The sequence below is a fragment of the Vibrio sonorensis genome (genome assembly GCF_001854765.1).
GTDB classification, from domain to species: domain Bacteria; phylum Pseudomonadota; class Gammaproteobacteria; order Enterobacterales; family Vibrionaceae; genus Vibrio; species Vibrio sonorensis.
Map to the genome: position 1 here is coordinate 33,787 of NZ_LJJE01000119.1, position 21,268 is coordinate 55,054.

Genomic DNA, 21,268 nt, shown 5'->3' on the forward strand with positions numbered 1-21,268 from the left:
CACGGCAGCAAAACACTCGTTAGGATTGGCATTAGGTCGCTCATACCTTGTAGAACCACTTCTAGAAAGCGGAGAGCTAGTTTCTCCCTTCCCTTCTATGCCGAGTAGCAAGTTGCACTCCATAGTTGTACCTGTCGGCACTGAGAAAAGAGCAAAGATACAGATATTTACTAACTGGTTATTAGGGCAAATGAAAGATGGTTAGATTTACAATAAGCTGTTTAACTCGCACTAAGGAAATAACTATCTAAAAGGCATATTTTATTATCCACAATTTAACTTGATAAGTTTAATTTAATAACTTACAACAAATCAAATACTTTAAATCAATTACCAACTTAGCATTGTTAACTCGTAAAACTGCAACTCTGCTTACTCATCAATACCTATGAAAGTCTTACTAATTTGATAAAAATTATTTATTCACAACATTAATAAAAAGCACTACTAGTTAACATTAACACAACCATTCAACAAATCACTGCCAAGTCTATCATCACCACTAAAAACCAGTAAATGCGTAATGAACTGTCATATGAACCTTAGTTGTTAAATATTAGACTATTTCTTATGTAATTTAAGATTACTTCGTATAGATATCTGAAAAAAGCTTTCCAATAATTTATTCAGACCGTTGCTATTTTAGGAAAGTATCATGTTAAAGATGCTCAAACAGATACGTCAGCCTTCATCATGTTTACATATTGAACAACCGAAGAAGGTGAAGTTCAAGTTACCCGTACAAAGCTATCTATTTGTATTAAATAACTATTTCACCATGTACTTCGTTATTAGACACTTAAACGTCGCCCAAACAATATGGTTCCGACATTTGGACGTTTCAAGACAGCGTTACGGATGATTGGCATTGGCTTATCTATCCATTATACCACCAATAAAAATTATTATCTTGATGGGTTGTACATAAATAGCTTGCTGCTCATCACCATTGTCATTTCGGAAATTACATGGTTTTTGGGTTTAAACATAGACAAATAATAAATTGTTCAATTAATAATTCATAACCATTAGCTATAAATTCAATAAGATTAAAAATAGCCAAACAATCTTTAAGTAGGAAATACTCTTATATCAGTGTAAGAAAACTCTGAAAATAGGAATTAGACATTAAGATAACGATCACATTAAGATGAAATAATATTAATAAAAGTAAATATTATTTACTTGTTATTACAACGTAAGTGTTAGCCTCTGAATTAACACGTCATTACTCTTTTGAGGAAATATCATGTTAAAAATGCTCAAACAGGTGCGTCGCCCTACGATAGATGTACCCGTTGAAGAAAGAAAAAAAATGTGGTTTAAGCCTTTTATGCAATCTTATTTGGTTGTATTTATCGGCTATTTAACCATGTACTTAATCCGTAAAAACTTCAATGTCGCTCAGAACGATATGGTTTCGACATATGGTCTGTCTATGACAGAGTTGGGGATGATTGGCCTTGGCTTCTCTATTACTTATGGCATAGGTAAAACCCTAGTTTCCTATTATGCCGATGGTAAAAACACTAAGCAGTTTCTGCCGTTTATGCTTATTTTATCGGCCATTTGTATGATTGGCTTTGGTGTCAGTATGGGCGCATCAAGCACTAGCTTATTTTTGATGATTGCCTTTTATGGCCTGAGTGGCTTTTTTCAAAGTACTGGCGGGCCTTCAAGCTATTCCACGATAACAAAATGGACACCGCGTAATAAACGGGGTTCTTATTTAGGTATGTGGAATATGTCACACAACGTTGGCGGTGCCGCTGCCGCTGGTGTGGCTTTGTTTGGGGCCAATGTCTTTTTTGACGGGCACGTACTCGGTATGTTTATTTTCCCATCAATTGTCGCTTTGATCGTCGGTTTTATAGGCCTTCGCTATGGCAACGACTCACCAGAAGCTTATGGTCTTGGTACTGCGGAAGAACTGTTTGGGGAGGAAACAAGCGAAGAAGACATGATTGCAGAAGAAGCGCAGATGACAAAGCGTGAAATCTTTATGGAATACATACTGAAAAACAAAGTCATCTGGCTGTTGTGCTTTGCCAACATCTTTCTCTACATAGTGCGAATCGGCATTGATCAATGGTCTACCGTATATGCCTATCAAGAATTGGGATTCTCAAAAGAAGCGGCGATTTCTGGCTTCACTCTATTTGAAGTCGGTGCCCTCGTCGGCACCTTGATGTGGGGGTATCTGTCAGATTTAGCTAACGGTCGACGCGCCCTCGTGGCTTGCGTTTCTCTATTACTTATCGTTTTTGCTTTAGAGTTTTATCAGCACGCGACTAGCGAGTTTATGTACCTTGGCTCTTTGTTTGTCTTAGGCTTCTTAGTGTTCGGTCCTCAATTGCTGATTGGTGTTGCCGCTGTTGGATTTGTTCCTAAAAAAGCCATCAGCGTGGCGGATGGTATTAAAGGCACCTTTGCCTATTTGATAGGTGATAGTTTCGCCAAACTCGGCCTTGGCATGATCGCGGATGGTACACCAATATTTGGGTTAACAGGCTGGAAAGGAACCTTTGTCGCTCTCGACACTGCGGCTGTTGTTTGCATGGGATTGTTGGTATTTGTTGCAATCGCAGAAGAGAAAAAAATACGGCGAGACGCCAAAGACGTATCCTAGTTGATTAACTGAGAATAGTCGGTGAGCTTTTCTCGTCGGCGATAGTTTTTCATTGACCGTTAAGCACACCAATTCGAAAAAGAATCTCTGCTAAATCAATACTAATCACGTTCTAATTTTTATGGTCACTCCGTTAGATTGTTAGCTATAACTTCAATCCTCGCACATCGCGAAAGACGAGCGGGGTGATCATCACTTCATCTATTTCAAACGGCTCTACCCCTAAGGGATCAATAGGTGCAATAGGTGTGTGTCCTTTCAACATCCTATTGAAGCGTCTGCCCTTTCAGTTTTTTTACTTCTTTGATAAAACTTAAGCGTGTCGAAAACTAAGATCGAGCTGACAACCACAGGCCTTAGCGTACTTCATCAGAGTTTTGACTGTCGGATTCCCAGTGCCTTTCTCTAATCTGGAAATGTTGGCCTCTTTTGTCCCCATTCGTTCTGCGACCTGTTGCTGAGTCAGTCCCGCCGATTCGCGCATAGAGAGCAATATGTGGATGAAGTTAAACTCTTCCTCTAGTGCGTCGTATTCTGCTTTAACTTCAGGGTTAGTAAGTGCTTTTTGTTTTAGAGACTTCAAGTTATTCATTTTTAACCTCTTTCATTCTATCTTTGGCAATTTTCAAGTCTTTCTTAGGTGTCTTTTGACTCTTTTTAATGAAGACATGAAGTACCTTAATCTGTTTGCCGTCTAGGTAACAGAACAGTCCACGGCCAATTCCTTCTCTCGCTTTAGCTCGGATTTCGAACAGCCCATCACCCATTGATTTAGTGTGTGGTTCGCCGAGATTTGCTCCGTGTAGTTCCATCAGTTCAAGCATCTTTAACACTCTGGCTTGGGCTTTAGGTAGTGAGTCTAAAACAGCGTCAATGGAGCCATCGTAATTTCAAAGTTCAACTCACCTTTGTGTACTTGTACTCAAAGAAACTTTCTGTGGTTATTCTTACGTATAAAACCTTTATTTTTCAATGGCTAATCTAAAAAAAACCACTGCGGCACCACATAAATGATAACTATTATCATTTACAGCAATTATTGAGCAGGTTAATATTACGCCGTTTTTTTGTGGTTGCTTGTGCGAAGTTACAGCGATTTAATTTTTGATTTTGCCCAACTGGGGAAAGGAATAGTCGAAATGAAGGTTGATCAAAAGGAAGAAAGTTCTGTTCACAATCAAAGTGAGATGAGCAACTTTGTCGAGCTTCAATCGGGCATGACTGTCGGTCTGTTTTCCCGCGCAGACATGGAGCAAATGGATATACAATCTCCATTGCCCAGTAACAAAGATTACATTCACCTAAACCACTTTATCAAAGGGCATTTTAATGCTGTCGTGAAGGACAAAAACCTCAACTGCGACAGCGGTTATATTAATATGGGTTTTTCCGACGGCGAGCTATTCCACGTTCAAGACAACGACGACTTTTGTAATCTGGAAATTATGGTGCGCCCAGAGGTTCTACAATCCTTAGCTGGAGAAGAATTAACTGGCATTGATTTCGATAAAGAGATGGCATTTTTTATCCGCCAAGGACGCGCTAACCAACAAGCTAACTCTGCAGTAAGCCGCGTCATTTCTTTGATGAATCAGCGGGACAAACACCCGTTATTACTGCATTCGGCCGTTCTCGATTACTTGTACTGGCATTTGCAAGCGCTAAAGCCTGCTCAGTCCAAAGCTTTTCTTTCTACCCGAGAAAAACGTCAATTAGCGATAGCTAAAGACTGCCTGTTATCCGACCTGAGTTCTGCTCCTACCATCGCCGAACTCGCGCAGTTGGTCGGGGTCAATCAATGCAAACTCAAGAAAGGGTTCAAAGAGTTATTTGGTACGAGTGTTTATGCCTGTTTTCAGGAAGAACGCATGAAAAAAGCCATGCACCTGTTAAAGAAAAACAACGTCACGGAAACTGCTGTCGCTTTGGGATATAGCAATATCAGTCATTTTAGTAATGCATTCCGTAAACAGTATGGATTACTCCCAAACGATGCCCGTCGCGAACTAATGTACGACCACAAACTTAACCAGCACGAACTGGGCATCTATTCTTAGTTACATAATGAAAAAGCGCCGATGAGTCTTCACTCACCGGCGTAAGATTTAGAAGTTGAGTTTCGCTTTCACTCCAACAAATCTCGGCTCTCCCGCAGCTTTCGCTGAGTTGAACATCGCTGTTGAATACTCTTCATCCGTCAAGTTTCGACCATATAAGTAAACCGTCCAATCATAGGTTCGGTAACCTATCTGCGCGTTTACAATTGCATAGCCATCTTCTTTATATGTGTTCGCTTCATTCATGTATTGCGCACCAAAGAATGATACATCTGCGCCAACAAACACGCCTTCCTCCAGTCCATAACTGGTGCCTAGTGATACGGTGTAATCGTTTGTTGTCGGCAGCTTGTTTCCTGTGTAATCGCCACTTGCGCCGTTGGCGAAGTTGTCAAACTCATATTCAAACAGGTAGGCTGCATTCATAAACACTGACACCCCGCGAGCAGGACTCGCCAATAGCTCTAGTTCAACACCACTCGTATGCGCTTCTGCGGCGTTTTGCTTTAGATAAAAACCCTGAAAATCCGGATGTGGTACGTCAACTTGTATATCGGTCCAGTCTATATAGTAGAGTGCGGTATTTAGCTCTACACTATTGGTAACGCGTTGCTTGTGGCCAACCTCGTAGGTGATGCTGTACTCTGGGTCGACAGCATTGCTTACCAACTCTGCATCGACCATTACGTTGTTGTAATCTCCCGCTTTGTAACCGCGAGATACAGACAAATAACTATGACGGCTATCGGTAGGCTTCCAGCTTAGAGAAGCAGAGGGAAGTACTGCAAACCAATCATCATCAAAGCTCTTGTCGCTTGTTGGCATCCCCATATTGTTGCTGTTTTTCCAATCTAGGGATTTTTTGTCATAGTCCAGTCGCAATCTACCAGTTAGTTCAAAATTACCTACCGGATAGATAACCTGACCAAACAACGCCGCATTAAAGGTGTCTATGGTGCTGTTTTGGGACATTTTAACCCCGACTGGCATCATCCACATTCCGGCATCGTTTCCACCGTGCACACGAGTGGCGGTGTCTAACTCCTCTTTCATAAGAAAAGCACCTACCAACCAATCCATACCGCTGTTTGCAACGCCGTGCAGACGTAACTCTTCGGAGAAGGATTTTGTCTTTTCATCGAAATACGCGTGCTGAATATCCGCTTGGCTAAAATCCCAATCGTGTAAAAAGTCATAGCTGGAGTCGCTATAACTGCTGATCGACTTCACCGTTGAGCCAGAACTGAGTTCTTTTTCAACCGTGAAAATTCCTGTAACAAGGTCTCCTGTGTTGTAACCCGGTTTGTTGTTCTTGGTGTTTAAGCCGCCATCGACGGTAAAGTTATCAAAACCGCTATCAAAGGAATCTGCGATAAGGTCAAAAGCGATTTTTAGTTCATCGGTATTGTGAATATCAAACTTAGCGTGCAGAGAGTACTCTTCGTTGTCGTTGGTATCGTCTCGATTGAGCGTCGTGTTGTCAAAATACCCATCACTAGAACGGTACTGAGCAGCGATTCGCGCAGCACTGTTTTCCCCAAGTTCTCCGCCAACGGCGGCTTCGATTTCATAACTATTAAAACTGCCATAATCGGCTTGAACATAGTTGTCATAGCCATCCATAGGACGACGCGTATCGACTTTGATCAAACCTGCAAGGGTGTTTCGTCCATATAAAGCACCTTGTCCACCCTTAATTACTTCTATTTGTGCGGTGTCTAACAATATATTTGGGTCAACATAAGGAATAGTTACCCCATCAATATTAATATTGTAAATCTTGTTCATCGTGGTATTTCCCCCAATACCTCGATAGACAAAATATGCCGTATGGTTATCTGCTCTCAAATAGTTCATTCCGGGGGTAAGCTGCGCAATATCTGTCGTTTTTTTAATATTGAGCTTCTCTAAATCGTCTTCTGTATAAATACTTAGCGACGCGGGAATGTCTTGCTTATCCTGTTCAATCTTTTGAGCAGAAACGACAACAACCTTCAACACGTTATCTGTCGCTTCTGTTGACGCCACTGCATAAGGCGTTGTTAGTAATAAACTAAATGGAATCGCGTGCGCTAGTCCTATCTTGCGTATGTCGGTCACTTTTTAATCCTTTTAAACAGTACCATTGGTCCTGTATCACTACTTTCTAAACGAAAAATCTTCGCTCACAAATTTTCCAACACACAAATAGATGGCGACTACCCCAAAAAGGATGCCATTACCCCTTTCGGTACTATTATTTACAGATTTAACAAATAGGCTTCTATTTAAACATGGAAATAAATACACTTCAGAACCAGAAAAATAATGATTTAAGTCGACAAGAGTTCGTCATTAATAAATCAAGGACTACATATGAACTTCAATTTAAGAGCCAAAGATCTTAGTACTGTTGCTATCTATTCAGTGTTGTTTTTTGTACTGATGATCGTCATTGGCTTTTTGGGATTTATTCCAATATTTATTCCTCTTCTTGCAGCGCTTGCTCCCCTCTTTGGTGGATTGATTTTTATGCTGTTTCTCACCCGTGTTAACCAGTTTGGTATGGTTTCGTTACTAGGCTTGGTCAATGGATTACTGATGTTCGTAGCCGGAATGGGTTATTGGGTGGTTTTGACCGGTGCTTTTTTCGGTTTACTGGCCGATCTCTTATTAAAAGGTAGTAACTATCAAAACCTGAAAGCAGGCGTGATTGGCCATGCGTTGTTTAGTTTGTGGGTGGTGGGAAACTTTTTGCCTTTTTACCTTTCCAGACAAAGCTACTTCGCCATGATTTCAGAGGGTTACGGCCAAGAATACGCCAATGCATTGGCGAAAATTATGCCTTACTGGTTGCTTCCTATCTTAGCCCTAGCCTCCATTGTTTGTGGTTACATCGGTGCCAAAATCGGAGCTACCTTACTCAACAAACAGTTAGCCCGTGCTGGCATTGTATAGGCTATCGATTGAGCAGAGGTTAAAGCAAAAAGTGCAACATACTCAAACAAGCGAGTTAGCGAGAACACCTAAATATAGAAAAAGTCACGTTGACCCAAGAAGCAAACTGCTACTTTTACTTAGCGTGAGTATTATTTTAGTCGGTGGTATGAGTGGTAGTAGGCTAGCCAATCACGCATATTTACTACTCGCTTCGCTCCCCTTAGCCGTACTAATTGTCGAAGGCTATTGGAAAAGCGGATTGATAATGGCCTCTCTTTTTGCATTTTTCGTTTGGGTCGCTATTAGTGTGGTTCCATCTCTGGAGGGAAACCACCAGATCGCCGTAATGGGTATGGTCGCATTTTGCACCCGTATATTGCCCGCCGCCGCTAGCTTTAGCCTGCTGATGACCATACCAGTTTCTGAACTCGTTTCCGCCCTTTACCGACTGCGACTACCTCCCGCGCTAATTACCGTATTCGTCATCGTTTTTCGCTTTTTCCCTACCGTAATAAACGAAATGGTCGCCATCGAACAGAGCGTTAGGATGAGAGGACTCACCTTGGGAAACGGCAGTATTAAAACGGCCATTTTATCAAGATTATTACCTTTTCTTAGTAACACGTTACGCATTGGAGACGAACTATCGGCCGCTGCAATCAGCAGAGGTTTGGGGGCTAAACAATATCGAACCCACTATTATCAAACCCATTTTTCATGGCTAGATTTCCCTATTTTACTCGTGATTAGCATTAATGTTCTGTTGGCGTTAGTTTCAGTGGGGGAGGTGCAGTAAGCATGATCAGATTTGAAGATTTTTCTTTTCGTTATTCCGAGCACCTTGAAGGTCACGCGACCTTACTTAACGTTAACCTAACCATTGATAAAGGCCAATGTGTGCTCCTAACTGGTGGGTCAGGTTCAGGAAAAAGCACCTTGATACGCGCGATAAACGGTCTCGTTCCTAACTATTATGAAGGTGAAGTGAGTGGAAAGATCTATATCGATGGCAATAACATTTCTACCATTGAAGAAAAAACACTATATAGAAAAGTTGCTACCGTCTATCAAAATCCACGCAGCCAATTTTTTACCGACAAGGTTGGCAGTGAACTGGTATTCAGCGCCGAAAACTTTGCACTTGACGTTAACGTGATAGGGACACTTCTCGACCGCACCTTGGTTCACTTTAACTTGGTTCAGCGTGAAAATGAAAAACTAGAACACCTATCAAGCGGTGAAAAGCAGCGCGTTGCTTGTGCTTCGGCAAGTTTGATTCAGCCAGAGCTTATATTGCTCGATGAGCCTAGTGCCAATCTAGATGCCAAAACCGCACGCATCCTTGCCCAAGCCATTGCATTGTGGAAACAGCAAGGTATGACGATTGTGATTGCAGAACACCGCAACACTTACCTTGAAGCTTGATAGATAAGCGCCTTCACCTTGACAATGGACATGTGGTAGAACAGAACACCGGAGATCTTGTTTCCAATCACTCTGTGGTATTGAACGCTGCGCGAAACAAAGCCCAGCAGACTTCAGACCAACAATGGATTATCAACGCCCAGACACCTCCGTTTTTTAAGCGCTCCAACAGCAACAATGACTATCGCATTGCCAAAAACGCCATTGTCGCGGTTGTCGGTGAAAATGGCGCGGGTAAAAGTAGCTTTTTCCGCCAACTATGCGGCTTAGGTAAAGGGCAACGCCAATTGGCCGACAACCAAGGGAAGCTAAGTCGAAGAGCACTTCGTCGCCGCTGTTTTTATGTCGATCAAGACGTCAACCGCCAACTTCTATGTGACTCCGTACTAGAAGAAGTCATGCTCAATATGCCAAGCTCTGACAAATCCCGCGCCATATCGATTTTAAACGAGCTAGATTTGGCACATCTTATTCAGGCGCATCCCCTTTCTATTTCTGGGGGCCAAAAACAGCGACTGGCCTTAGCCACTGCTGTCGCAGCAAATAGAGAATTTACGGTTTTAGACGAGCCCACCAGCGGATTAGACAACAACAACGTCCTTAGAGTCATTGAGCAAATAACTCATCTTAAAAAGCGCGGAAGCACGGTTGTGATTATTAGCCATGACCCTCAATTCCTACTCGCTTGTTGCGATCTGGTTGTTCATATCCAAAAACGCAGCATTGAAGAGATGTATCAACTAGACGATGCTGGCAAACAAAGATTGCGTAGATTTATGCAACTTGGCGACTAGTAGGATGAAATTCCACGCTTTTGACGGGGCGCTAGCAGCGGTTAACAAAAGCTTGTCTGGTTATTCATACGCCATAAATAGAGAAATTCTTTAGTTAAATACTCGATAGGGTCATTCTGGTTAGGTGTTTTCCTCTATAGCTTGCAATTTAGTGCGCGCATAAACAGTGTGACTTTGATATCGATTTTTAGCGTTCACCATCCATTTTTTAGCCAAAAGAATGTGACAAAAATCTAATTGATAGGCCTAAATAACTTTCAATGGGTCCATTTTCCCTACGAATTACCGTTATATTCAGCAAAGTTAATATTAATTATCATTTCCAGACAGTAACAAAGTGTGAATATTATTAATAAACATCTTTTCAATGAAACAAAATATAATTTTGCTAAATATCCTCAAGGAAAAAGATCCTATTTTTGTGACATTGCTGGATAAAAACAGCGATAAAACCTGACATAGCCTTGGCTAAGACATTGGTAAGAAGATTTTGTATTTTATTTAAATTCAATGAGTTAAACAAAAATCAAGTCTTCAAAACTCGCTTATTGCGATTTTTACCGTACTTTGACTAAATTAAACTGGCGGGAGAGAAACTAATTCACTACAATTAGCTCGTACAAACTTCCTATTTCAAGCATCTGGCCAACATTTATAAACTTTTGTTGGAGATAAGTGTGTAAATGAATATTCTTGTACCTATTTCATTTAAATTCGGAATTTGTGGATAATTATCCTTTTTCCTTAATTAATCTACCCAATTTAATTAGTGTAAGTCGATGGACCAAGACAAGTTTACCAACGTTTATCGTTTGCCTACGGCAATCCAAATCCGTATTGGAAAATGGCAGCAGACATTTAGAGGAACCTCAGATCTCGTGCTCCATGAAGCATTGACTGTTCGCAACAAACGTTTTAAGCGAGCAGATTTTTTTCCTACGGGCTGGACAGTCAAACTATTTGACAACGAAGACATCTCAATCACGCATCACGGCAAGTATATTCAAACTGCCCTTCGTACCATGATAGACCGCAAGGTGTCTTACAAGCGCGTCTACTTATCTCGCCTGCCTTTAGAGCAAGCAGAACCCAGTTTAGAAAAATTTAAGCAAGAGTGGATTCAAAAACACAACCGAGTTGCTAGAAAGTACAATCAAATTAAGAAAAAGCAGCTCATGCGTTTTGCCAATGAAGAGTTGGAAACCATCTACCCTTCTATTCCAAAGTGCGAGTTCGATGTGCAGTTGTGGAATAAACTGGTGGTGTCAGAGCTTGGCTCACCAAAAAAATTCGACAACCCGTATTTCGTCAAGAAAGCAGTGTTCTAAACAACGTGAAACGGTTGCTTAATGCAGCCGTTTTTATCACTTAGCGATACTTGTTCATAATGGATTGATAGACGGTTTCCCCGCTGTCTAGACGCTCTGATTTAATCAAATCAATTCCGTGCTGAAGTTTGTCCAACAGCGATTGGGGAACGTTTAGGTTAAAAGCAAAATAGACGTGTCCTTCAGTCAGTACATACACTGGCTCAAAGGTATCGCCTTCAACCGCCACTTGGCTCGCCCACCAATACGCTGCATTCTCATCATAAGCCAACAGATCAATACGCTTTTTCTTTAGCTGCTCTGCCAACGTCGTGACGTACGAAGCTTCCTGCATCGCATTTCTGGGGATCCCTAACTCAAGTAATGACTGTTCTCCAATGTCATCGCGAATAACACCGATAATATAATTCGCCATATCTAATGGGTCATTAATTACAATGTTGTCTTCTTTGCGCGCCAATACGACCACCTTAATATCACTAATTGGCCCCACCCAATTAAACAGTTTTTCTCGGTGATCTGTCCGAGTGGTAGCAAATAGCACCCCTTGGTCGTCGGTGAGTGTAGAGCGATATCCCCTCGCCCAAGGTCCCAGTTTTATCTTGGTTACCTCCACTGGTTCTCCAACTCGTCTTGACGCTTCTTGAAGTATGTCCACGGCATAACCGACCAACTCCCCTCGCTGAATAAAGTTAGATGGCGGGTATTCCTCGGTGTAATAGTTCAACTCACTTAATTGAGTCGGCTCTGCCCTAGAAGTGACCGAGACAAAAAGTAATATTGCCAGCACTACACAACGACCTATCGCCTTCATAAACTGCCCCTATCAACAAGGTTATTATTTAAATTTAGCTTAAATAGGACGAGTTGGAAGAAATCAAGAAAGTGTTTTAACCCTTGAGTTAGATTTAGAAAAAGCCGACCACTTGGGTGCTTTTACGACCAGATAAACTGAGTATGCCGCCAACAAGAACCCGACAAATGCCAGCAGATCTATAGTTTCGTCAAAGACCAGCCAAGCTTGAATCGCTGTTGTCGGCGGCACTAAGTAAAAAACCGAAGCCACTTTTGACGATGCACCTTTTTCAACCATGTACAAAAGCAATAAGATCGCAAAGCAGGATAAGACCACAACCAGCCATCCAAGAACCGCTAAAAACTCCCAAGTCCAGATAACTTGCATTGTCTCTGTCGCGAAAGCGATTGGCGCAAGCATTACCCCAGCAGCGAAGTACTGAACTAGAGCACTAGAGAGTAAATCTGCCCCTTGGCAATAACGCTTTTGATAGAGCGTGCCTACAGTAATACCCAGTAAAGAAGCGATACACAAGCTAATGGCCGCCCATTTAAACTCTTCCGTCTGCCACTGAGTCTTGCCCATTAGGACAAGTGCAATAGCAGCAAATCCCAATACGAGCCCAATCCATTGAGACAAGCTAAAACGCTCTTTGGCAACACCTATTAAGACAAGGGCGGTTAAAATGGGCTGAAATCCTACGATCAGCGAACTCAAGCCCGCTGGCATACCAAATCGAATTGCGGTAAAGACTCCACCCAGATAGAAACCGTGGATCAGTAATCCAACGACGAAGGCGTGGACAAAAGACATTCCGGTGGGAACTTTGCGTTTAAAGGCCAGCACCAAAAAGTAAAAAAGAATCACGTTGCACACCATGCGGATACTCAGCAAGGTTGCGGGTTCTGCGTATTGCAAGCCAATTTTGGCACCTACAAATCCCGAAGCCCACAAAAGCACAAATACAAAGGGGATCAACTTAAGAAGCATGATTATTCCTTGTTATCACTGAGAGTCGTGTTACTTTAAGAGGGCACACTTAGGATAAAAAGGCACAAAATCATTATTTTTAATGGGTACAGAAATGCAAACCGAAAGCAAATATCTGCAAGTCGAAGGGCACATAAAAGGAGCGATAAGCGACGGTATTTATCAAACTGACGATAAAATCCCCTCGATTCGTCAGCTCTGTGCTGAGCTTGGCGTGGCCAAAAACACTGTAATTCGCGCTTATCAGGAGCTTGAGGCTCAAGGTTTTCTCTACTCTGTTAAAAAGTCTGGCTACAGGGTTAGCCCGGTACCAGCTCCAGAAGAGACACCCCAAAAACCTCAAGCGGTGGATATGTTGTCAGTGGCAAAAGAGATTCTTACTCATGACGAAACAAAAGAGTGGCTGCCAGTTGGCTCTGCTCACCCCTTTACCGACGTCCCTGCCATACGCTCCCTATATGCTGAGATAGGTCGACAAGCCAGAAAGCAAACTTACCTACCAAGCCAGTATGAACTCCCCCCGGCAACGGAGCCCTGATAAAACACATCGTCAGAATAGGACAGGAAGACGGTATTCAGGCCAAATCGTCCGATATTGCAATTACGCAAGGGGCACAGCAAGGGATCAGCTTGGCACTAAGAGCTCTCACCGTTGCGGGTCAAGTTGTCGCCGTAGAATCACCCTGTTACTTTAGCACCTTGTTGCTGATTGAGTCTCTTGGGTTAAAGGTCATAGAAGTGCCAAGTTGTGTTCGAAACGGTATCGACCCAGAAGCACTCAAAACCATTCTCGATACATGGTCTGTCTCCGCCATTGTTGTTACGCCTAACTTTACCAACCCAACCGGCTCTAGAATGCCCCTTAAAAGGCGAAAGCGCTTGCTAGAGGTTTCCGGTGATACACCGATTATCGAGGACGACGTTTTTCACGAATTTAGTTATGAAGAGAAAATCCCCAGCTTAAAAGCGCTCGATGATAGCGATCGGGTTATCTACGTAAACTCTTTTTCAAAGTCTTTAGATTCTCGCTTAAGACTTGGCTGGATCTTATCGGGGCGTTACCAGCCGGAAATAGAAAAAGCGCTCATTTGCGACAACATGGGTAGCCCAGGGTTAATTCAATCGGCATTAACAGAGTTTCTTTCCACGGGGAAATATCGCCAGCACATCGGAAAAATGTCTCGATATTATCAAACCGCGACTCGCAAATTTTGTCATCGTCTTACACTTGTTCTCGATCAACACTCAAGCTTAAGGGGGCGTTATCACCTTTCTCAACCCTTGGGCTCCTTTCTTGTTTGGTTAACCTTACCCAGGGGTTTCGATAGCCTCGCTCTATATCGGGCCTGTAAAGAAGAGAAAATTGGCCTGCTTCCCGGGACGCTGTTTGGAACTAAAAATCAATTTAAACACTGCGTCAGATTCAGTTGCTCACGATTCAACGACGACGAGCAAGCTCTACTGGCAATGAAAACCCTTGGCCAGTTGATTGATCAGCAAACCCGAACCATAAACACATAGGTGTACCAATAAAATATGGCTGGATTTTGCATTTACCCCTACTATGTCTAAAAAAAACAACAAGGTGCTCAACATGCAACAAGACGTTATCGACTTCTGGTTTTCAACCTTAACCCCTAAAGATTGGTTCACGGTTAACCCTGAGCTAGATAAAACCATTACTGCAAAGTTCGGCTCACTACTCAAACAAGCGGCTCAATGCGAACTCTTTGCATGGCGTGGGACGCCAGAAGGTAGACTGGCGGAAATCATTGTTCTCGACCAGTTTTCGCGCAACATTCACCGAAATACACCTTTAGCTTTTGCTCAAGATCCTTTAGCTCTAGCGCTTGCCCAACAAGCAATTGATGCTGGAGATGATATGAGATTGCCAGCAGAAAAAAGAGCGTTTGCGTATTTGCCGTTTATGCACAGTGAATCCAAGCTCATTCACGAGCAAGCGGTTACTTTATTCAGCCAACAAGGCATGGAAAACAACTTGGAGTTTGAACACAAGCACAAGGTAATTATCGATAGGTTTGCCCGTTATCCACACCGAAATGCAGTTTTAAACAGGCAAAGCACAGAAGAAGAGTTGGCATTTTTGCAGCAACCCAATTCGAGCTTCTAAACACCGTCTATACTGATATTTCTGCCTTTAAACTAGGAGTGTGGTTTGATTGAGATTGCAGGTATTGATCATATCGTTCTAAGAACCGATAAGCTGGAAGCGATGCAACGCTTTTACTGTGACATTTTAGGTTGTCAGATAGAGCGCGATCAGATGGATAAATACGGTCTACTCCAGCTTAGGGCAGGAAGTGCACTAATTGATTTAGTGACCTAGAAGGGACGTTAGGAAAAAGAGCGGGCGGTGTGCCAGATGGAAAGCACATTAATCTAGAGCACTTTTGCCTGCAAATTGAACCTGTTAGTGAGTCTTCACTATTGGCTTATTTAGTAGAGCAACACATCCCGCACGAGGCATTTGCTCTTAGATATGGAGCACAGGGATACAGTCGGTCGGTGTATATTGAGGACCCACAAGGGAACATAGTTGAGCTCAAGCCACGCAAGCACGAAGAAGACCCATCAATTTGATGCGAACCTGTTGTAACCCGTACCCGATGGACACATAATGATGGCGATAAAACTCAAGACAAAAGCGCTTTGAATAGCGTTTATTTGTTCCGGAGACCATATATGATCAGTTGTAGCCAATATGATTACATCGAACTGGCCTGCGTTTTTCACATTCAAGTGCGCATCACCACAGAGAATGGGAGCGTGTTCGAAGGTATCGCGTTAGATACCGGATACAACAAGCAAAAGAAAGAGTGTTTGATTTTGCAAACGAATGGCCAAGAAGCTTGGTTCGAAACTGACACCTTAACTGAAATGCAAGCCCTAACCCCTAACCCACATTTTACTCTTGTCAGCTTTCAACAAATCACATGAGTTCAGCGTTACGTTATTGTTTTATCGCACTATACTTGGAGAGTGTATATTCAGTCTGGAGAAGCCAATGAAACATTTGATTGGTGCCGCACTGTTATTGTCATCGACAACCGCTGCTGTGGCCGATGAAAAGATTGAGGTTTGCGGTGACGCTATTGATTGGCCTCCATACACCTATCTGACCCGCGACGGTGTGAGAGGAGTCGATGCAGATATCCTCGATCACATTCTTGGCAAAAATGATATCTCCTACAAGTTGTCGGTGACAGCTTGGAGCCGGTGCCTTAGAGATGCAGCTATAGGGAACACTTATCAAATGGCCGTCAGTGCCACTCATAGTGCTCACCGAGCCAGTCAGTTTATCTACACCGATTGGTACTACGAAGTAACACCTTTTTATCTCTACTCAAAAAAGACGTTTCCCGGCGGTTTGAACATCAAATCTATTGACGATCTGAAAGGCTACAAGGTCTGCGGCATCCACGGCTATAACTACTCTGACTTCGGTTTGGAAAACATCGACCAAAACAGTGTTGAAGTTTCCGAAGCACTCAATGAAGTGAGACTAAATCGATGCGATGTCTTCTTAAGCTGGAAAGAGATATTGCTCGGCTTAGGTCTGGTTACCGAAAATGATTTTCACCGTTATGCCGTCATTGCTGCCCCGGTCCCTAATATGGATAGACACAAGTTCTACTTTTTGATTTCTCGCGCTTATCCTCAGGCCCAAGCCCTCAAAACGCTGATTGACCGAGAAATTCAGCAGTTAAAAGAGAGTGGCAAGCTTCAACGCATTATCAATAAATACTTAAAGCGATAAAAAAATCCCGGCATCATTGCCGGGAAAATTCAGTTCAGAGTTTGTTTTCTGCTTAGCAGGTGTAGCAAGGTTCCAAGGTGTAATCTTCACCGTTTTTGGCCGTATACTCTTTTGATTCGCTACAAGCTTGCGGCTTACCGTTTTGATCACCTTTAACCAAGCTAATCCAGTGGCGCATAGCAGAGTTATCCGTTTCGGTCATAGGGAACTTTGTACAGGTTTCTAGCTGTATGTCTTTAATTTCCACCAGCTCAATGCTGCCTGTTCCCTTGTGTTCACCAAAGCTGATTTCTACGTGGCTCCCCGTACCATCTCTCAATAGAAGAGACTCTGGATCTTCTTTTTCACCCGCATAGGCAACGAAGTGTTTTGGATGCTCAAGCCCGCTGTGCCCCCCGTCTTTGAAATACGCCATGATATGGCGGTAATCAACCACATAAGCGGTCACATCCTGATGAGAGCCATGCTCTAGTGGAAACAGTCTATCGAGCAGTTGTTTTGCTCTCATCTGTTTTTCAGTCTGTTGATGGCAGCTAATCGTTTCGACAGCGAAAACTGCTTCAGCGATAACAGATTTATCTTTTTGTTTAATATCAGTTTTATCGAATGTTAGCATATTCATAGTCGTTCCCTCATCAATCACACATACACTTCGAACTGAAGCAAAGTTTCAAAATTGCGTACTGTTACGTTAAAAATTTGTGACTTTGCTTACTTGGAAGATTAGCGAATTATTGACTACAATTTCACAACAAAAATTTTACAATGTGAATTTTACAAAATGTCGCTGTCGAAAAGTTTAATCCGCCAATCCCATTTTTTGGTACAAAGATAAGAAACCTGAGAAAACGCAACCATTTAACGATGGAAGATCTCTCAGCTCGGTGTATTCGTGTCAATCCCGAATACGCTCCGTCAGTTTCCTACCTTTCCATGATTGAACGTGGAAAGCGTGTACCCAGTATTGATATGCTGGAAGTCATTGCCGAAGTTTTCCAAAAAGATCCCCACTGGTTTCTAGACGATGAACCAGAAAAGGCAGACATCACCCCAGATAAAGGCAATCGCGGTGGCATTAAAGGAATGGCGCTAGAGCCAAGTTTTTTATTTTCCAACGATATTTTGCAAATCGCCATCCCCGAAATGCTATCGCAAACAGGGATCACTGGACGACAGTTCGCTCACTTATTGATACGCGCCCACCAAGAGAGTCATCAAAATCATTTTCCCGACCTTGAAAGAGCCGCAGAAGAAGTGGGGTTAAAACGCCTTAACCTTTCCGTTGAAGACTTAATGGACATTGCGCGCAGTATGGGCTTGACCATTCGATGGGTAAAACGTTCACCGCAAGAAGTCGTCGACGAGCTTGGTATAAGCGCCAAACAAGTAGTGACATCCTTCTTTGAGCCTCCGGGAAGCATCTATCTCAATGAAGTACTTAAAAAGTACCCTACCCGCCTTAAATACGATTTGGCGGTTTACATCGGCCATTGTGTTCTACACAGCAAAGAAGGATTGCAAAGTGTTTTGTCCATCGGGCATACCAACAGTTGGGAGAGCGATAGCAACCCCTCGTCCGAACTGAATTCGCGAGACATTTTGCAAGCGTGGAGAGATTTTGAATCCAGTTTCTTTGCCGGCGCTTTATTGTGTCCTAAAGTTCCTTTCAGGCAGCTACTCGATAGAAGCGGTTATGAAATAGACGTCCATCTTAAAGCAGGGGTTTCACCTTCAGTCGCTATGCGCCGTATGACAGTCGTTTCGCCCTATCCCCATTGGCACTACTTCGATGCATATGGACAAAACAAATTAAAAGCCGTCTATCGCGGAAACGGTATCCCACTCCCGTGGGGGAACATGAGACAAGTCAACGACCCCTGTCAGCATTGGGCGGTATTCAGACGCCTTTCTGAACCTCAAGCAGACAGTAGCGCTCAGATTTCAATCCTTAACGTCGGTGACGAGCCACGTATCTATTGCTGCGAATCAATGAACATTACTGACCCTGCCGGTAACAATCGCGTACTATGCGCAGGGATAGATCTCAACCCAGCCATCGACGCACAAGGCGGAGATGCCATTCAAATCGCAACAGAGCTGCAAAGCCTGTGTGTAAACAGAGGTGGTTCAGCGGCCATTCCTCATCATATTCAAAAAGAATTTACCACTATCGCTCGTATTCTGAATATTAACTGGATAGAAAGGGGACTCATGTCTGAAGCGCGAGTCATTTGCTCCAGAGGTGCAAACTGCCCTCGTCAGCCAAGTTGCTACCAAAACTGCGAAGACGCCCCACAAGCACTTTCATTGACAAAATAGCCTAGAGTAGAAAGAAAAAAAGCCAATCACAATTGGGTGATTGGCTATATATAAGTGTGAACAAATTAGGTTCACTAACAACGTCAGTTGGCTAGGTGACCCTCGGCTTAATAAGGGTCAATTATATTAATGCAGTTAGCGTGCCAACTTTGAATCTATCTAAAAAAGGGCCAAATTGCTTATTTTATGTCCTGTTTCATGAAAACACCGTGCATAACCAAAATGCAAAACGCAAAACGAAAGCAAATTGCGAATATTAGAATTGCAGTTTGCAAATTTACTTTTCTCTAAATACCCAAATTGGCCCAATCAGAAGAAAGGCGAGATCTTCCAACAAGGATGGGTGGCGACCTTCGATTTTGTGTCCAATAAACTGTAACCACCACAAAACTGCAAACGTGGAAAGCGAAATAAGGAACACGGGAAGTTGCAAAAGAGACAGAGACCAAACAAGTGAAATAGACGCTAAGGTAAAACCTAGCATCATCAAAAACACCATTACCGAGAGCTTAAAGTAGAACACTAGAACCGGAACACTGATTATCCATACCCAATTAATATGAAGTCCCAGCAACGACAACTGAGGAATCGACCATATCAGGCCAACCGCAGCAACAAAAATGCCCGGCACCGCGACGCGGTGGATTTTCTTGTTAGTGGGATTCTGATGGCTTTCACCATATGCTGATAACCATTGAGATAGCGTTTTCATAAGCGCGCCCCCTGCAAATACCCTTCTATTTCTATAGCAGTTTTTTTAAAGGTCTGCCGCTTTGAAAACAAGTAGAGTACGCTAACAGCTTAGCTGACGCCTTTTTTCTTGATACATACGAGCATCCGCCACTTTTAACATGTCTTCCGCTGTCGCAAACTGCTGTTTGTACATGGCATAGCCGACGCTAACTTTAATATGAATCAGGTGTTGGTCATAGATAACAGGTGTATGGCATAGTGCCTTTTGTATCTCAATATTGATCAGATCGACATCGTCCACATGACTGATTCGAGGGAGTAATACTAGAAACTCATCACCGCCAATACGCGAGACCACATCAGATGTTCTAAGCACACCTTTAATGCGCTCTGCACAAGCAATTAAGACCTTATCTCCCGCAGCATGCCCATATTGGTCATTGATCTGCTTGAACTTATCGAGGTCGATATTGAGTATGGCAAAGCTTTCATCTCGCTCTTGTTTCGCCACCGATTCAAACTGATGCTCAAGGGTATACATAAAGTAACGGCGATTAGGGATCCCGGTGAGTTCATCGTGAAGAGAACGTTCGTTGGCACGTGAATAGAGCCTAAAGATGGTAGTAAAGGCCAGCACTAGTAAAAGAACAGTTGGATAACCGATCAACCGTGCGATTTCGCTGCGATACCAAGGCACATAATCGAGTAGATCAGATTTGGTTGACGCCGCCAAACTCCAACTACCATAAGGGAAGTGTACCGATTGAGTCGAAAAGGCATTCTCAAACACCTTGGCTTCACCATAAAAAATAGCGCCCGAAGAGCCAGTACTATCAACACCTCGTATAGCTAGGTTGTATTTGTACGCAAAGGACTCAACCCCTGCATTGACAAACAGGTTGTCCAGATCCAGCACCACACTACACACCCCCCAGTACCTTTGATTAAGTGGAGGGTCAGAGAAGATCGGCATTCTGGCAATTAATGCCCTACCACCCTGAACAAGGTTAACAGGGCCTGCGATAAATATTTCCTGAAGTTCTTGGGCTTTTTTAATCGACTTCCACTGCGCGGGAATGGTGCGATAGTCCAATCCTAGGGCTCTTTCATTGCCTTCTAATGGATAGATATACTGGATCACGTCATCAGGGGCCAGACCTATGATTTTTATGTGCTTACTCTTTCTCTTTACCCCAGAAGCTAACTTGTCCCAGTTGTTAAACTTGAGGTCGGGATTAGCAGAGATAAGGGTTGAAAGGCTATGAGCCACATAAATATCCGATACGATGGCAGCCTCTAGTTGAGCACGCACGATCGATAGTTCTTCTTTCGCACGAGTTTGAAGATTGTCTCTAATAAACGACTTTTGGTTTCGATCCAACAGTTCAATCAAACCGATTGAAACGGTTATGGTCAACAGCAGAAAAAGGTTAACAGACCACTGCTTACCAGCACTAATCCCCATCGTTCCCCCTTCCCAGAAACACTGCAATTGGCAGCAAAAACAAATTAGTGGTGCTTTAGTGTTATTTTTATGTAA

General features: G+C 42.9%; 18 protein-coding genes and 3 pseudogenes. 13 read left to right on the top strand and 8 right to left on the bottom strand.

The features are described 5' to 3' along the window. Positions 1–1,249 precede the first annotated feature (1,249 nt). Positions 1,250–2,629, top strand: a complete 1,380-nt coding sequence (gene uhpT / locus BLO31_RS21570) for a hexose-6-phosphate:phosphate antiporter (protein WP_070971803.1) — start codon at positions 1,250–1,252, stop codon at positions 2,627–2,629. Between the two features lie 313 nt (positions 2,630–2,942). Here the strand turns inward: uhpT and BLO31_RS21575 are convergent, their stop codons facing one another. Together BLO31_RS21575 and BLO31_RS21580 are read right to left on the bottom strand one after the other, a co-directional pair. Next, entirely contained in the window at positions 2,943–3,221 is a 279-nt protein-coding gene (locus tag BLO31_RS21575) for a helix-turn-helix domain-containing protein (protein WP_070971806.1), read from the bottom strand. Next, positions 3,214–3,504 (bottom strand): type II toxin-antitoxin system RelE/ParE family toxin, encoded by a 291-nt coding sequence (locus tag BLO31_RS21580; RefSeq protein ID WP_070971809.1) that lies wholly within the window; start codon positions 3,502–3,504, stop codon positions 3,214–3,216. Before BLO31_RS21580 ends, BLO31_RS21575 begins: the two co-directional genes overlap by 8 nt. A 264-nt stretch (positions 3,505–3,768) precedes the next feature. On the opposite strand from BLO31_RS21580, the gene BLO31_RS21585 reads away from it, so the two are divergent. After that, positions 3,769–4,686 (top strand): helix-turn-helix domain-containing protein, encoded by a 918-nt coding sequence (locus tag BLO31_RS21585; protein ID WP_070971812.1) that lies wholly within the window; start codon positions 3,769–3,771, stop codon positions 4,684–4,686. A gap of 48 nt (positions 4,687–4,734) precedes the next feature. Here the strand turns inward: BLO31_RS21585 and BLO31_RS21590 are convergent, their stop codons facing one another. Then, positions 4,735–6,786 carry a TonB-dependent receptor gene (locus BLO31_RS21590; RefSeq protein WP_070971815.1) on the bottom strand — a complete coding sequence of 684 codons (2,052 nt, stop codon included), beginning with the start codon at positions 6,784–6,786 and terminating at the stop codon, positions 4,735–4,737. 255 nt (positions 6,787–7,041) lie between these two features. Here BLO31_RS21590 and BLO31_RS21595 point away from each other — a divergent pair, with 255 nt between their 5' ends. From BLO31_RS21595 to BLO31_RS21615, 5 genes are all read left to right on the top strand, one after another. Next, entirely contained in the window at positions 7,042–7,623 is a 582-nt protein-coding gene (locus BLO31_RS21595; RefSeq protein WP_070971818.1) for an MptD family putative ECF transporter S component, read from the top strand. 31 nt (positions 7,624–7,654) lie between these two features. Next, entirely contained in the window at positions 7,655–8,401 is a 747-nt protein-coding gene (locus tag BLO31_RS21600; RefSeq protein ID WP_175443269.1) for an energy-coupling factor transporter transmembrane component T, read from the top strand. Between the two features lie 2 nt (positions 8,402–8,403). Beyond that, the gene (locus BLO31_RS21605; protein ID WP_070971825.1) at positions 8,404–9,030 is read left to right on the top strand and encodes an ABC transporter ATP-binding protein; all 627 of its coding nucleotides are present in this window, start codon (positions 8,404–8,406) and stop codon (positions 9,028–9,030) included. After that, the gene (locus BLO31_RS21610; RefSeq protein WP_070971828.1) at positions 9,027–9,824 is read left to right on the top strand and encodes an ATP-binding cassette domain-containing protein; all 798 of its coding nucleotides are present in this window, start codon (positions 9,027–9,029) and stop codon (positions 9,822–9,824) included. Before BLO31_RS21605 ends, BLO31_RS21610 begins: the two co-directional genes overlap by 4 nt. 779 nt (positions 9,825–10,603) lie before the next feature. Then, positions 10,604–11,152, top strand: coding sequence for an MSHA operon transcriptional regulator (locus BLO31_RS21615; RefSeq protein WP_070971831.1), 549 nt, complete (start codon positions 10,604–10,606; stop codon positions 11,150–11,152). Positions 11,153–11,192: 40 nt separating this feature from the next. On the opposite strand, the gene BLO31_RS21620 is transcribed toward BLO31_RS21615, so the two are convergent. Together BLO31_RS21620 and BLO31_RS21625 are read right to left on the bottom strand one after the other, a co-directional pair. Next, entirely contained in the window at positions 11,193–11,966 is a 774-nt protein-coding gene (locus BLO31_RS21620; RefSeq protein ID WP_070971834.1) for a substrate-binding periplasmic protein, read from the bottom strand. Between the two features lie 63 nt (positions 11,967–12,029). Next, positions 12,030–12,938 (bottom strand): DMT family transporter, encoded by a 909-nt coding sequence (locus BLO31_RS21625; RefSeq protein WP_070971837.1) that lies wholly within the window; start codon positions 12,936–12,938, stop codon positions 12,030–12,032. Positions 12,939–13,020: 82 nt separating this feature from the next. Here BLO31_RS21625 and BLO31_RS25275 point away from each other — a divergent pair. The 5 genes and pseudogenes from BLO31_RS25275 to BLO31_RS21650 all read left to right on the top strand — a co-directional run bounded on the left by BLO31_RS25275 (position 13,021) and on the right by BLO31_RS21650 (position 16,716). Next, positions 13,021–14,459: pseudogene (locus BLO31_RS25275) on the top strand (aminotransferase-like domain-containing protein). 73 nt (positions 14,460–14,532) lie between these two features. Next, a complete protein-coding gene (locus tag BLO31_RS21635; RefSeq protein ID WP_070971840.1) occupies positions 14,533–15,069 on the top strand; it encodes a DUF924 family protein in 537 nt (178 codons plus the stop codon). A 102-nt stretch (positions 15,070–15,171) separates the two neighbouring features. Further along, positions 15,172–15,539, top strand: a pseudogene (locus BLO31_RS21640) (VOC family protein). Between the two features lie 102 nt (positions 15,540–15,641). Further along, positions 15,642–15,896, top strand: coding sequence for a Rho-binding antiterminator (locus BLO31_RS21645; RefSeq protein ID WP_070971843.1), 255 nt, complete (start codon positions 15,642–15,644; stop codon positions 15,894–15,896). Positions 15,897–15,963: 67 nt separating this feature from the next. Next, entirely contained in the window at positions 15,964–16,716 is a 753-nt protein-coding gene (locus BLO31_RS21650; RefSeq protein ID WP_070971846.1) for a substrate-binding periplasmic protein, read from the top strand. Positions 16,717–16,768: 52 nt separating this feature from the next. On the opposite strand, the gene BLO31_RS21655 is transcribed toward BLO31_RS21650, so the two are convergent. Continuing rightward, positions 16,769–17,338, bottom strand: a complete 570-nt coding sequence (locus tag BLO31_RS21655; protein ID WP_070971849.1) for an aldolase/citrate lyase/malate synthase family protein — start codon at positions 17,336–17,338, stop codon at positions 16,769–16,771. Between the two features lie 159 nt (positions 17,339–17,497). Here BLO31_RS21655 and BLO31_RS21660 point away from each other — a divergent pair. Further along, positions 17,498–19,035: pseudogene (locus tag BLO31_RS21660) on the top strand (DUF3612 domain-containing protein). A 277-nt stretch (positions 19,036–19,312) separates the two neighbouring features. Here BLO31_RS21660 and BLO31_RS21665 read toward each other — a convergent pair. Beyond that, entirely contained in the window at positions 19,313–19,747 is a 435-nt protein-coding gene (locus BLO31_RS21665; protein WP_070971855.1) for an Mpo1 family 2-hydroxy fatty acid dioxygenase, read from the bottom strand. 81 nt (positions 19,748–19,828) lie between these two features. Further along, on the bottom strand, positions 19,829–21,193 hold the full coding sequence (locus tag BLO31_RS21670; RefSeq protein ID WP_070971858.1) for a diguanylate cyclase: 1,365 nt from the start codon (positions 21,191–21,193) through the stop codon (positions 19,829–19,831). Positions 21,194–21,268: the final 75 nt, after the last annotated feature.

What these genes read in the sequence shown, in the direction of transcription:
- uhpT (WP_070971803.1), top strand. Translation starts at nt 1,250, where the DNA reads ATGTTAAAAATGCTCAAACAGGTGCGTCGCCCTACGATAGATGTACCC.
- BLO31_RS21575 (WP_070971806.1), bottom strand. Translation starts at nt 3,221, where the DNA reads ATGAATAACTTGAAGTCTCTAAAACAAAAAGCACTTACTAACCCTGAA.
- BLO31_RS21585 (WP_070971812.1), top strand. Translation starts at nt 3,769, where the DNA reads ATGAAGGTTGATCAAAAGGAAGAAAGTTCTGTTCACAATCAAAGTGAG.
- BLO31_RS21595 (WP_070971818.1), top strand. Translation starts at nt 7,042, where the DNA reads ATGAACTTCAATTTAAGAGCCAAAGATCTTAGTACTGTTGCTATCTAT.
- BLO31_RS21605 (WP_070971825.1), top strand. Translation starts at nt 8,404, where the DNA reads ATGATCAGATTTGAAGATTTTTCTTTTCGTTATTCCGAGCACCTTGAA.
- BLO31_RS21615 (WP_070971831.1), top strand. Translation starts at nt 10,604, where the DNA reads ATGGACCAAGACAAGTTTACCAACGTTTATCGTTTGCCTACGGCAATC.
- BLO31_RS21620 (WP_070971834.1), bottom strand. Translation starts at nt 11,966, where the DNA reads ATGAAGGCGATAGGTCGTTGTGTAGTGCTGGCAATATTACTTTTTGTC.
- BLO31_RS21625 (WP_070971837.1), bottom strand. Translation starts at nt 12,938, where the DNA reads ATGCTTCTTAAGTTGATCCCCTTTGTATTTGTGCTTTTGTGGGCTTCG.
- BLO31_RS21635 (WP_070971840.1), top strand. Translation starts at nt 14,533, where the DNA reads ATGCAACAAGACGTTATCGACTTCTGGTTTTCAACCTTAACCCCTAAA.
- BLO31_RS21645 (WP_070971843.1), top strand. Translation starts at nt 15,642, where the DNA reads ATGATCAGTTGTAGCCAATATGATTACATCGAACTGGCCTGCGTTTTT.
- BLO31_RS21650 (WP_070971846.1), top strand. Translation starts at nt 15,964, where the DNA reads ATGAAACATTTGATTGGTGCCGCACTGTTATTGTCATCGACAACCGCT.
- BLO31_RS21655 (WP_070971849.1), bottom strand. Translation starts at nt 17,338, where the DNA reads ATGAATATGCTAACATTCGATAAAACTGATATTAAACAAAAAGATAAA.
- BLO31_RS21665 (WP_070971855.1), bottom strand. Translation starts at nt 19,747, where the DNA reads ATGAAAACGCTATCTCAATGGTTATCAGCATATGGTGAAAGCCATCAG.
- BLO31_RS21670 (WP_070971858.1), bottom strand. Translation starts at nt 21,193, where the DNA reads ATGGGGATTAGTGCTGGTAAGCAGTGGTCTGTTAACCTTTTTCTGCTG.